The 11,314-nt window shown below is 57.8% G+C and carries 11 protein-coding genes; 4 read left to right on the top strand and 7 right to left on the bottom strand.

The window, feature by feature from the left end; translation table 11 throughout:
• The 3 genes from G403_RS23220 to G403_RS23215 are packed head-to-tail and all read right to left on the bottom strand — an operon-like array spanning window position 1 to window position 4,740.
• A complete protein-coding gene (locus G403_RS23220; RefSeq protein ID WP_051298963.1) occupies window positions 1-582 on the bottom strand; it encodes an LOG family protein in 582 nt (193 codons plus the stop codon).
• A gap of 3 nt (window positions 583-585) precedes the next feature.
• A complete protein-coding gene (locus tag G403_RS0112550) occupies window positions 586-2,487 on the bottom strand; it encodes a sensor histidine kinase (protein WP_027854302.1) in 1,902 nt (633 codons plus the stop codon).
• Window positions 2,488-2,508: 21 nt separating this feature from the next.
• Window positions 2,509-4,740, bottom strand: a complete 2,232-nt coding sequence (locus G403_RS23215) for a putative bifunctional diguanylate cyclase/phosphodiesterase (protein ID WP_051298960.1) — start codon at window positions 4,738-4,740, stop codon at window positions 2,509-2,511.
• A gap of 273 nt (window positions 4,741-5,013) precedes the next feature.
• Here G403_RS23215 and G403_RS0112540 point away from each other — a divergent pair, with 273 nt between their 5' ends.
• Genes G403_RS0112540 through G403_RS0112530 form a run of 3 tightly spaced genes read left to right on the top strand, consistent with a single transcriptional unit; the run spans window position 5,014 to window position 6,353 of the window.
• A complete protein-coding gene (locus G403_RS0112540; RefSeq protein ID WP_027854301.1) occupies window positions 5,014-5,622 on the top strand; it encodes a YjaG family protein in 609 nt (202 codons plus the stop codon).
• Window positions 5,622-5,891, top strand: a complete 270-nt coding sequence (locus tag G403_RS0112535; RefSeq protein WP_027854300.1) for a hypothetical protein — start codon at window positions 5,622-5,624, stop codon at window positions 5,889-5,891. Before G403_RS0112540 ends, G403_RS0112535 begins: the two co-directional genes overlap by 1 nt.
• Before the next feature lie 6 nt (window positions 5,892-5,897).
• A complete protein-coding gene (locus G403_RS0112530) occupies window positions 5,898-6,353 on the top strand; it encodes a hypothetical protein (RefSeq protein ID WP_027854299.1) in 456 nt (151 codons plus the stop codon).
• On the opposite strand, the gene G403_RS0112525 is transcribed toward G403_RS0112530, so the two are convergent.
• Window positions 6,350-7,300: an NADP-dependent oxidoreductase gene (locus G403_RS0112525; RefSeq protein ID WP_027854298.1), complete on the bottom strand. Its 951-nt coding sequence runs from the start codon at window positions 7,298-7,300 to the stop codon at window positions 6,350-6,352. The genes G403_RS0112530 and G403_RS0112525 overlap by 4 nt on opposite strands.
• A gap of 201 nt (window positions 7,301-7,501) precedes the next feature.
• Here G403_RS0112525 and cysZ point away from each other — a divergent pair, with 201 nt between their 5' ends.
• Entirely contained in the window at window positions 7,502-8,284 is a 783-nt protein-coding gene (gene cysZ, locus G403_RS23210) for a sulfate transporter CysZ (protein WP_051298957.1), read from the top strand.
• On the opposite strand, the gene phoR is transcribed toward cysZ, so the two are convergent.
• The 3 genes from phoR to ubiA form a co-directional block, all read right to left on the bottom strand.
• Window positions 8,281-9,597, bottom strand: coding sequence for a phosphate regulon sensor histidine kinase PhoR (gene phoR, locus G403_RS0112510; RefSeq protein ID WP_027854297.1), 1,317 nt, complete (start codon window positions 9,595-9,597; stop codon window positions 8,281-8,283). The two genes, cysZ and phoR, sit on opposite strands and share 4 nt — an antisense overlap.
• Before the next feature lie 33 nt (window positions 9,598-9,630).
• Window positions 9,631-10,326, bottom strand: a complete 696-nt coding sequence (phoB, locus tag G403_RS0112505; RefSeq protein ID WP_027854296.1) for a phosphate regulon transcriptional regulator PhoB — start codon at window positions 10,324-10,326, stop codon at window positions 9,631-9,633.
• A gap of 105 nt (window positions 10,327-10,431) precedes the next feature.
• Window positions 10,432-11,313 carry a 4-hydroxybenzoate octaprenyltransferase gene (gene ubiA / locus G403_RS0112500; protein ID WP_027854295.1) on the bottom strand — a complete coding sequence of 294 codons (882 nt, stop codon included), beginning with the start codon at window positions 11,311-11,313 and terminating at the stop codon, window positions 10,432-10,434.
• Between the last annotated feature and the right edge of the window lies 1 nt (window position 11,314).

Here is an 11,314-nt window from a genome sequence, read left to right as displayed (position 1 = left end):
CTAGATTTTGTTGGAGGCCAGATTGGGGCTGGCTGCCAGGGCGGCGGGCAGTAGCTGGGCCAGCAAGGTTTCAATCTCAGTATGGACCTGCAGCAGGTCGCGACAGCCGGGCCTGATAAATCCCTGGTTGAGCGTGTGATTCAGGAACTCCAGCAATGGATCGTAGAAGCCCGCCACATTGAGCAGGGCGATCGGCTTGCTGTGGTAACCCAACTGAGCCCAGGTCCAGACCTCGAACAGCTCTTCGAAGGTCCCGATGCCGCCGGGCAGGGCAATGAAGCCATCGGCCAAAGACGCCATGCGTGCTTTGCGGATATGCATATCGGGCACCACCTGCAGCGCACTGAGCTGGCCGTGGGCCACTTCCGCCGATGAGAGGGCCTCCGGGATAATCCCTGTGACTTCGCCACCGGCTTCGAGGGCTGCATCGGCCAGCGTGCCCATCAAGCCGATGGAGCCACCGCCGTAGACCAGTCCGATCTCTTGTTGCGCCAGCGCCTGGCCCATTTGCCGTGCAGCTTCAGTAAAGGCGGGATCAGTTCCCTGACTGGAACCACAGAAAACGCAGATTCGGGTCGGCATAGCTTAATCCTCGGCGGGGTCCTTCAGTACCATCGGTATACGAATGGTAAAGAGGGTACCCTGACCGGGTGTGGATTGCACATCGATTGTGCCCTGCAACACATGGTGGACCCATTGATGGACCAGGTGAAGTCCGAGGCCTGTATGCCCCTGACCTCGCGAGCTGGTGACGAAAGGATCGAATAGATTGGTGAGGAGCGTTGGCTCTATACCCCGTCCATCATCGACCACCTGCAACTCGAGTTGATCCGGAACAATCTTATGTGCCTTGAGATCGATCTGGCCGGGCTGGTCGGTATGAAAGGCATGCCCTACAGCATTCTCGATCAGATTCTGAAGCACCTGAGAGAGAATGCCGGGGGATGATGTTAGCTCCAGATCCGCCTCGATCTCCGTTCTCAGTTTGACAGGACTTTGTTTTAACCGGGGGCCGAGGCTTAGTTCCAGATCATGAATCATGTCATGAAGCTGAAAGTGGCGAATATCTTCGTGAGCGCGGTCGATAGCCAGGCGTTTAAAGCCGGTGATCAGACGGTTGAGTTGGCTCAGGTTACGCTTGGCTAACTCCAGCCCTTGTTCGATACGGTTGATTTGGGGTGAGAGGTCGTGACTGTCCGTATGCTGACTGATTCCTTTTCTGAGCTGGTCGAACTGCTGGCCAACGCTGGATATCACCATCAGCGCCCCACCGGTGGGTGTATTCAATTCATGGGCGACGCCGGCAACCATCATCCCCAAAGAGGAAAGTTTGCGACTTTCCACCAGCTCATCCTGCAACAGCTGTTGGTTGCTATGGGCCTCGGCCAGAGCCTGGTGGCTGAGGTTAAGGTTGCGATGCTCCTTGTCGAGCTGTTGGTAAAGGCGGCGTTGCAGTAATTCGGCCGCCATGAACCGGTAAAGCAACCAGAGACTGCTGAGCCAGGTCAACAGGGCAACAGCCAGTGTTGTCGGAAGCAGGTTGGCTTTGAGGGCCGGGATTGTCTGTGCGTCACTGGATGTGACCAGATAGATGGGATAGCTGGACGCGATCACTTCATCGGCCAGCGGCAGCTTGCTCCAGCTCCAGTAGCGGTTATTGTACGCAATCATGGGCCCCACAGGCTGATCCTGGATGCGTTGCCAGAGCTGTGGCGCCTGTTTGGCCAGCGTACTTTCAGGATTATCCAAAATCTGGCCCCAGGGCTCGTTCTCGTCATCTGCCAGTAACCAGTATCCTTTGGGACCCAGAAGTTCCAGGCGGCTTTCTGCACTGTGTCTGGTCCGCAAGGCATCGAACAGCGGGCGCAGGTCCAGGTTGATCACCAGCAGTCCGTCGTGTTGTCGGTCGGACGGTGAGGTTCTCAGAGTGGCGCGCAGGGTCGGAACCAGTGGGATTTCGATCAGCCCATGCTCTTTATTGAGATCGATGGGGGAGAGGTAGACGCTGTCCGGCTCTTGAGCGAAGCCTCGTGTTACGTAATAACGGTGCTGTTTGGACTGTAACTCTTCGCGGTCTGCAACCCTCGCCTTACCCTGATCGAAATCGACCCGTACCTGTTCCTGGCCCTGGTCATCGAGCCAGCGGATCTGGGAGATGAGGGGACTGTTATCGCCGAAGCGAGAGAAGGCGTGGCCGAGGAGAAAATGATCCACCGGTTGGTACTGACTCAGCGCTTTACGCACCCGGTCACTGTGACGCAGTATCTTGATCAGGTTACGGATTTGGCCAAGCTCAGTGGTCAACAACAGGGTCGCGTGGCTGATATCGGCGCTCTGCTGGGCCTGAATCGGTTTGCTTTGCAGGCTTAATACACGGTGATAGCCGAAATAGGCGGCCGCTGAAATGGCGCCGCTCAGGCAGAGAGCCACAGCAAGAGCGATCAGGCGAACGCGGGTCTGGTAGGAAAGCCGGGTCTTCCTGGCCATGGCAACTCCTCTCAATCAGCGTTATTGCGGCAGGTTTAACCCCTGTTTGAGCATCGCCAGCGTCGCTGAGAGAGGCTGGGGCTTGGCGAACAGATAGCCCTGCCCAACGGGGCAGCCTTTATCGCGCAGGCGCTGATGTTGTTCCTCGGTTTCGATCCCTTCGGCCACCGTATTAAATCCGAAGCGCGCACTGATGCGCAGAATCATCTCCACGGCATGATCCGCATCGCTACTCTGACCCAGTTTGCGCACGAAGCTCTGGTCGATTTTCAACGTGGTGGCGGCCAGGTTGGTGATATGGGCCAGGGAGGAGTAACCGGTCCCGAAATCGTCGATACTGACCCCCATTCCCATCTGGATCAGGCCGCGCAGTTGCGTCTCGATCTGCTCGTAACTCTCCATGGCCTGGGTTTCGGTGATCTCCAGCTCCAGCAGCGAGGGAGGCACCTGCTCCTCTTCAATCAGCGTCTGCAACTCACTGAAGTACTCTTCCTGAAACAGCTCGTTGCCGGAGGCATTAAAGGCGATCGGCAGGTTAAAGCCTGATTCGCTGAGCTGTCTGACCGCCCGGCACGTCTGGCGGAGGATATTTGCGTCCAGTTCCTTGATCAGGCCGGCCGCTTCCGCAAGTGGAATAAACTCGGAGGGAGGGACTTGGGTGCCATCTTCAAGCTGCCAGCGTGCCAGGGCTTCAAATCCGATCACCTGGCCATCGCTCAGCCTTACTTTGGGTTGCAGCGCAATCTGAAGCTGGTTGTTGTTCAGCGCCTGTCGCAATTGCTGGAGCAATAGTAGTCGCTGACGAATATTGTGGGAAAACTCCGGTTCGTAGTCCAGATGTGGACGATGCAGTTGTCGGGCGGAGTCGATGCAGCACTCCGCCATACGCAGGATGTCGGAAGGAGCCGCATCAGGGGTTTCGGCAAGATCGAGGCACGCGGTTGTAAAGGTGATATCGTGCTTACTGTTATCGATCTCAAAGGGTTGTGCCAGCAGGCAACGCAGAGGCTCCGCGGTGGGTGCCTGATGCCGGTCGCTGAGTATGGCGAAGGAGTCACTGCCGATACGTACCAGCTGTTGAGTGTGCTCTAAACCATGCCACAGGCGCTCGTGTACGGACTTTAGCAGCTGATCGGTAAACCGGTTGCCGAAGGTTACCTCGATCTCTGCGAACTGATCGATATCCAGCACAATCAACTTCAGCTCGGCACGGGCCGCTTGGCTCAGTCGTCCCAGCTCCCAGCACAGCCAGTTGCGGTTGTGGGCGCCGAGCAGCGTATCTCTGTAGGCTAGTTCACTGAGGCGGTTGGTCAGTCCCAGGTTGGCAAAGCCGCTACTGACCTGTTCGGCAAATACATGCAATAGGCTGATATGAAAATCGGAGAGTGGTTCGGCGGCTTTTACAACAGTCAGGTACTCCTGCGCCGAGATTTTCCCATTGTGAAAGTAGAGGATGGTTTGGTTGGGCCGAAAGATATGCTGTCTGCTCTGGCGTGCTTTGATCAGGTCATCTTGGATAGGCGGCTCATTCAGTTGCTCAAGAGTTTCTCCGTACAGGCTTGAGAAACAGCCACTGGCCGCCATCACCTGCAGATTATTCAGCGGCTCCTGATCCACAGAAATTGCGCTGACGATTCCCCCCTGTTCTGCACCGATTAGCTGGCTGATCTGCTCCAGAACCAGTCGGCTGAAGCTGGGCAGATCCGATTGGCCGCTGATGGCACGGCTGGCATCCACCAGCATCTGCAATCCGCGTCGGGCACGGTCCAGCTCAGTGATATAACTCCAGGTGCGTAGGTTGGCGGTCACCAGGGTAATCAGTTTGTCGGTGGCCAGATCCGCCTTATTCCAGTAATCATCGATATCATAGCGGGCCATCACATCATCCCGCGGGGCCATACCGGGCTGCCCGGTGACCAGAATGATGCGCAGTGAGGCGTTGCCCTGGCGCTCACGAATGGTGTTGATCAGGCGTAATCCGGCATCGTCTTCCTCCATGACGACATCAAGCAGGACCACGGCAATATCCGGATTTTCGGCCAGGATGACGCCGGCCTTGGCTGCAGACTGTGCGGTGAGAACTTGAACCGGCAGGCCTTCAAACTCCATGCCCTCCAAGGCATAAATCAGGGAGGCTTGGTATATAGGGTCGTCTTCCACGCTCAGCACTTGCCAGGCACCGGATTTTGGTGCCGACGGCTGTCGGTGTGGAACCGGATTTTGATCGGTTAACTGCTCGACTCCCATATTCATCGGATGACCTCCCGAGATCCCATTCCATTGGTTACTAAAAGATAGCAACGAAAACCGGAAATAAAAGAAATTTACTATGACATTAGCGTCATTAGTGACAAATTACGTGATATTTTTATCAGAATTTTGATTGCCTGGTCAAAAAATAATGACTCTAATAATAGACAGTAAGTATCCCGTTCGCATTCGTGCGCATTGTGGGTTACAGGTGGAGCCGTTCTGGCCGTACAATAGGCAGATCACGCAAAGAGAACCGATCAGAGAGAGACTGGCATGACCGAAATGCAGCAACTGGATAAACAGCTCCGTGACCTGACAGGCTGGCAGCTGGTTGCGTTCAGCGCTGCCCTGAGCGAGCGGATGTTTCCCAATTATCAGCTGTTTTCGCGTCTGGTCGGTTTTGGCGATCACAAACAGCTGAGAAGCGTTCTTGACGGGGTCTGGAACCAGCTGGCCGGTAAGGGGGCGCGGATTAATCCCGAGGTTCAGCTGGATAATGTGGAAGCCAACATCCCCGATCTGGACGAGTACGATATGTACGGTGCCATGCCCGCCTACGATGCGGCGGTGGCGCTCTACTCCACGCTTACCTGTGTCAGCGAAGGGGAGGTGGCGGAAGCGCTGGAGGTGGCCAACCTGTCGCGAGAGTGCGTGGCAAACTTTATTGAAGTCACCGAGGCCAATGACCAGATGTCCGATGAGGAGCTGGTGCGCTTTATCAACACCCACGATCTGATGCTGGACGAGGATGCGTTCAGGGAGGAGGTGATCGCCCGATTGCTGGCCCAGAAACAGCCCAGTGCCGCCTTTATCGAGGCGCTGCGAACCCTGTCCGAAAACGAAGGGGTCAGTAATATTGGCATCAGTGGTGAAGAAGACTGATGCTGAGAGTGGGTTTACTGTTGCTGGTGGTGCCCCCGCTCATCTTGATGGGAGCCTACCTGATGGAGCAGGCCGGCGTGGACAGCTGTCTGGATGCAGGCGGTGCCTGGAACTATGCCCAGGCCCGTTGCGAGTCTGAAGGTGAGTTTCCCTTTGTGCCGTTTATGGTGCGCCATCCCCTGATGGTGAATGGCGGCATGCTGCTGGCGGTGGTTGGTTTGGTTTTCTGTTTGATCGGCCTCTACCGGGGGCGCGGCTCGGAGCAATAATCTGTAATGATCAAGAAAAGTTTACTGGTGCTGCTGGTACTGGCTCTGGCGGGCAGCGCTTACCTCTGGCTCAATCGTGAGTCATTCGTGGCCGAGTTCAACCAGGAACGCGCGCAGGAAGCGGTCCAGTTCCGTAACGCAGGCCTGGAGTTTGGGCGCAGCAACAATCAACAGGCGTGCCTGGAAAAAGCGCTGACCGATTTCGATACCCAGTGCACCGGTTTTTCCTGCACCGTCCGCTACGGTCGTTTCCTGAATGCCTGCCTGGAAACAGCAGCCGAGGAGCCCGCGTTCTGCGATGGCGTCCCGGCCTATCAGGAAGAGATCAGCGAGGAGGAGAAGGCGTGGGCCCGTGAAGCCTGCTGGGCCCGGGATATTCGTGGCGAAGGCTGCCGCTTGTTGTTGCGCCAGCAGCAGCATTTCTGCACCAACGGCGTGAATGCAGCGAGCACCGGCGGTTAAGCGCCGGTCTCGATGGTCAGTACAGTCTTGCCACGTTGATGGCCGCTGCTGCTGAGTTGATGGGCTTCGGCGGCCTGTTGCAGCGGTCGTGTTTCGGCAAGCGTCAGTGACAGTTTGCCCTGTTCGGTTAATGTGGCAAGCTTCGCCAGCTGCGTACCGTTGGGCTCAACCCGGATACCGAGCGCCCGGCAGCCCGCTTTTTCTGCGGCTTCCATCACCTCGCCGGCGGTGACCGAGGGCAGGGTCACCAGTGTGCCGCCGGAGCGCAGACAGGTCAGTGCTTCAATGGCGGTTTGACCGCCCACACCATCGATAATCACATCCACATCCCGCACGCTGACGGCCAGGTTGGCCTGACTGTAGTCGATGCACTGGTCACAACCCAGCGCCTCAAGAAAGGCTTGATTGGCGCTGGAAGCGGTACCGATTACGAAAGCACCCGCTGCCTTGGCCAATTGCACTGCCAGGTGCCCCACTCCCCCGGCTGCGGCCAGAACCAGCACCCGCTGTCCCGGTTTGACCTGCGCTTTGTCGTGCAGCGCCTGCCAGGCGGTCAGTCCGGCCAGCCCCAGTCCGGCGGCGGCGTTCACATCCAGCGCCGGTGGACGCTTGGCAATTTGGTTGCTCGGTGCACAGGTATACTCGGCGTAACAGCCAGCGGCTTCCGGGAAGCGCAGAAAGCCGAAGACCTCATCTCCGGGCTGGAAGTCGGTGACGCCATCGCCGACGGCCTCAACCGTCCCGGCGCATTCCCAACCGGGGATGAAGGGCAGCTCGCCAATAAAGGCGCTGGCACCGCCACCGGCGCAGGTTTTCCAGTCTATCGGGTTAACGCCTGCGGCGCGGTTTCGGATGAGCACTTCACCGCGTACCGGGGTCGGGCGTTCAATCTCGTCCAGTTCCAGGTTTTCGGGGCCGCCGAAGGCATGGAGTCGTATCGCTTTCATGTTAATCTCCACCGCTGTCGCGACGCGACCTAGTGTCGGCGGCGACAGTACTATTGTCATGCAGTCTATGAGGGGAAGGCGTGGCCACGAGCGGGCCGCGCACGATGCTATAAAGCGTTGCACCCCTTGGGCTCAGAATCAAGCGCAGTATAGAGGGTTGTCGGCGATGGGTTGACGGCAACGCTAATCAAGGAGGCTTTTATGAGCGCCAATCCATTTACGGGCGCAGGTTATTTCTTACGGGGATTATCGATGCTGCCGCAGCCAGGATTGCGCAGTTTTGTATTGATTCCGCTGTTGATCAATGTGCTGCTGTTTGGCGGCGCGATCTGGTTGCTGGTGGAGCAGTTCGACGTCTGGATCGATCAGTTGATGCGTGCCTGGCTGCCGGATTGGGGGTGGCTGGATTTTCTGCGCTATCTGCTTTGGCCGCTGCTGGCTTTGGTGATTCTGGTGGTGGTGTATTACAGCTTTTCGCTGGTAGCCAACTTCATCGCAGCGCCTTTTAACGGCTTTTTGGCCGAGCGGGTGGAGCGGCAGTTGCGCGGCGTTGTCGTGGCCGATGAGGGCTGGTCGGAGCTGGTACGCATGGTTCCCCGGTCGCTGATGCGCGAGCTGGCCAAGCTTCAGTATTACCTGCCTCGGGTTCTACTGTTGCTGGTGTTGAGCTTTATTCCGGTGATTAATCTGGTGATGCCGCTGGTCTGGTTTGTGTTCGGTGCCTGGATGATGGCCATTCAGTACTGCGATTATCCCATGGATAACAACAAAGTCAGTTTTTCCGAGATGAAACGGCTGCTGAAAGCGCGCCGTTTTACCGCCGTGGGGTTTGGGTCGCTGGTGCAGTTTGGCATGCTGGTGCCGGTGGTAAATCTGATCATCATGCCGGCGGCCGTCGTCGGTGCCACCATCTACTGGGTGGAAGAGTATGCCGGTCCGGGGCCAAATGCGGCGGCTAATACGACGCAGCCTGTGAGGCGTTAAGCGGTATCACTCTGACGCTGGGGAACGGCCATACGCCTCAGCATTTCGGGCGGGAAGTGGCAGGTGAAGGTACTGCCCTTGCCCGCATGGCTTTCGATCGTCAGGTGCGCACCGTGGCGCATCAGTACATGTTTGACGATCGCCAGGCCCAATCCGGTGCCGCCGCTGGCTGAAGAGCGGCTCTCATCGACCCGGTAGAAGCGCTCGGTCAGGCGGGGGATATGGATCGGGTCGATACCGATGCCGTTGTCGCGCACCGAAAAGTGCCCCCCTTTCTCGTCCACAGACCAGCGGATCTGGATCAGCCCGGGGCCGGGGGTATAGCGCACGGCATTGAACACCAGGTTGGAGAACGCGCTTTGCAGCTCCAGTTCCTGGCCCATCAGGTCGTAGTCCGGGTTGATCTCCAGCTCAAATTCATGGCCGCGCTCGCCGGAAAGGTCTTTGGCATCGCGGTGGATCTGCTCGATCAACTCCTGAATATCGACCGGCTGTTCATCGTTGATGTGCTGGGTGGATTCCAGCCGGGACAGCAGCAGCAGGTCAGCGACCAGACTCTCCATGCGCTTGGACTGGTGCTGCATCTGGGTCAACCCCCGTTGTAACGGGCGGGGTGGCTCCTGCTCGAGGAAGGTTTCCAGGTATCCGCGAATCACGGTCAGGGGGGTGCGAAGTTCATGGGAGGCGTTGGCAACGAAATCGCGACGGGTCTGCTCCAGCTTAACCAGACGGGTTACATCACGGGCGACCAGGACGCGATCCCCCTCCCCAAAGTGGTTGACCTGGTATTGCAGATGGATATCGGAATTCACCGGAGAGGGTAGGTTCAGGGTCTCCTGGAACTGGTTTCTCTGGTAGTGGCGGATAAAGCGGGGATCACGCAGTAGATTAAAGATCGATTTGCCCCGATCCCGGTCCTGAATCCCGATCAAGGTGACAGCGGCTTTGTTCCACCACTCCACGTTGTTGTGCTTGTCGACGATGACGATGGCGTCAAACAGTGCGGCCGTGCACTGCTGAAAGCGGGTGATCACCGACTGTAGTTTCTGTTCCCGGGTCTGAGCCCGTTTGTGGTGCCGGTCCAGTTGGTCCAGCAGGTCGCCCCAGGGGCCGGTGCCATCAGGCGGGATGCCGGTACTTTCTTCCGATAGCCATTTCATAACACGGCTGAAGTGGCGCGCCTGCAGAAAGCCCCAGGCCAGAACGGCCAAAGCCGTCCCCCAACCGGGATAGGACAGAAGCGCACCCACGCCACCGCCAGCGACGGCGGAGCCTACCAGAGTGAGTATCATCGGATTTGCAGATTGGTACATAAAACCTCTAATCCGATGGTCGCCCCGGACGTGTCAGGCGACCTGAGAAGAGAAACGGTATCCAGTGCCGCGTACGGTTTGTACGAGGTACTCGTGGCGCTCGCCAAGGGCCTTGCGCAGACGGCGGATATGAACATCGACGGTGCGTTCTTCGACATACACGTTGCCGCCCCATACCATATCAAGCAACTGGCCTCGGGAATAGGCGCGGTCCTGGTGAGTCATGAAGAACTGCAGCAACCGGAATTCGGTGGGGCCCAGTTCCACGGGCTGGCCATCGGCGGTGACCCGGTGGGATACCGGATCCAGCGTCAGTCCGTCAACGGTGACCGGCTCTTCAACACCCTTAGGGGTTGCCCGGCGCAACACGGCCTTGAGGCGTGCTACCAGTTCGCGGGGCGAGAAGGGTTTGATGATGTAGTCATCCACACCGGCATCAAGCCCTTTGATCTTGTTGTCCTCATCGGTCTTGGCGGTGAGCATGATCAGCGGGATATCCGCGGTGACCTCATCCTTGCGCAGCCTTCTTGCCAGATCAATGCCGCTGGTTCCGGGCATCATCCAGTCCAACAGGACCATATCCGGTTTGCGATCCAGGATCATAGCGTGAGCCTGCTGGGCGTTCTCCGCTTCCAGACACTCATAGCCGGCCATCTCAAGGGCGACGGCGATCATTTCCCTGATCGGTGCTTCATCGTCAACGATCAACACGCTTTTTGATGCAGACATCGGGTTTCTGCCTCTAACTTTTCTGCTGTTATAAACCGCGACTATTACAAGACGTTTGGGTTACATAAATATGACAATAGTGCAGAAACTCGGCAAACCGTACTCTCAAACTGCGTAGTCGGTGATAATCCCGACCAAGACCAGCAGCTCGGCCCAGTGGTTATTGAGAAATGCTTTGAGACAGGGCATCCGCTCGCGATGGCGAATCAGCCACTGCTGGTAGATAAACAGGGTGGCGGCACCGGCCAGTCCCAGGTGGAACCACAGGCCCAGCCCGGCCACCTCGCCCACCGCCAACAGCAGCAACAGCGCCGTTACATGAAGCGTCCCCACGATCAGGCGATCGTAACGGCCAAACAACACCGCTGACGATTTGATTCCGATCTTCAGGTCATCATCCCGGTCCACCATGGCGTACATGGTGTCATAGGCCACGGTCCAGGCCAGCTTGGCGAGGAAAATCAACCAGGCGATGACCGGCAACTGCTCCTGGATGGCCGTGAAGGCCATGGGGATCGCCCAGCCAAAGGCGGCACCGAGTACGACCTGGGGCAGGTGTGTATAGCGCTTCATAAACGGGTAGACAAACGCCAACGCAAGCCCGGCGAACGACATCAGTATGGTCAACCCGTTAGTGAATAACACAAGCCCGAACGCCAGCGCCATCAGTACGGCAAACAGGGTCAGTGCTTCGCGCTCAGTGACACGGCCGGTAGCCAGGGGACGGTCTTTGGTGCGCTTGACGTGGCCATCGAAGTGGCGGTCGGCGTAGTCGTTGATGACACAACCGGCGGAGCGGGTTAGCCAGACGCCCAGTGAGAAGATGACCAGCAGGTGCAGGGGCGGGACGCCTTCCGCAGCGATCCAGAGCGCCCAGAGCGTCGGCCAGAGCAGCAGATAGGTGCCGATGGGGCGATCGGCCCGCATCAGGTGAATATAGGCGCTCAGCTTGTCGGATTTGGAGTTATTGGTCATCGACATCGCCATT

The organism is Marinobacterium litorale DSM 23545, from assembly GCF_000428985.1.
GTDB classification, from domain to species: domain Bacteria; phylum Pseudomonadota; class Gammaproteobacteria; order Pseudomonadales; family Balneatricaceae; genus Marinobacterium_D; species Marinobacterium_D litorale.
This window is presented reverse-complemented; position numbering and strand designations above follow the sequence as displayed.

Coding starts and splice junctions, on each gene's coding strand:
- G403_RS23220 (WP_051298963.1), bottom strand. CDS start 582: ATGCCGACCCGAATCTGCGTTTTCTGTGGTTCCAGTCAGGGAACTGAT.
- G403_RS0112550 (WP_027854302.1), bottom strand. CDS start 2,487: ATGGCCAGGAAGACCCGGCTTTCCTACCAGACCCGCGTTCGCCTGATC.
- G403_RS23215 (WP_051298960.1), bottom strand. CDS start 4,740: ATGAATATGGGAGTCGAGCAGTTAACCGATCAAAATCCGGTTCCACAC.
- G403_RS0112540 (WP_027854301.1), top strand. CDS start 5,014: ATGACCGAAATGCAGCAACTGGATAAACAGCTCCGTGACCTGACAGGC.
- G403_RS0112535 (WP_027854300.1), top strand. CDS start 5,622: ATGCTGAGAGTGGGTTTACTGTTGCTGGTGGTGCCCCCGCTCATCTTG.
- G403_RS0112530 (WP_027854299.1), top strand. CDS start 5,898: ATGATCAAGAAAAGTTTACTGGTGCTGCTGGTACTGGCTCTGGCGGGC.
- G403_RS0112525 (WP_027854298.1), bottom strand. CDS start 7,300: ATGAAAGCGATACGACTCCATGCCTTCGGCGGCCCCGAAAACCTGGAA.
- cysZ (WP_051298957.1), top strand. CDS start 7,502: ATGAGCGCCAATCCATTTACGGGCGCAGGTTATTTCTTACGGGGATTA.
- phoR (WP_027854297.1), bottom strand. CDS start 9,597: ATGTACCAATCTGCAAATCCGATGATACTCACTCTGGTAGGCTCCGCC.
- phoB (WP_027854296.1), bottom strand. CDS start 10,326: ATGTCTGCATCAAAAAGCGTGTTGATCGTTGACGATGAAGCACCGATC.
- ubiA (WP_027854295.1), bottom strand. CDS start 11,313: ATGGCGATGTCGATGACCAATAACTCCAAATCCGACAAGCTGAGCGCC.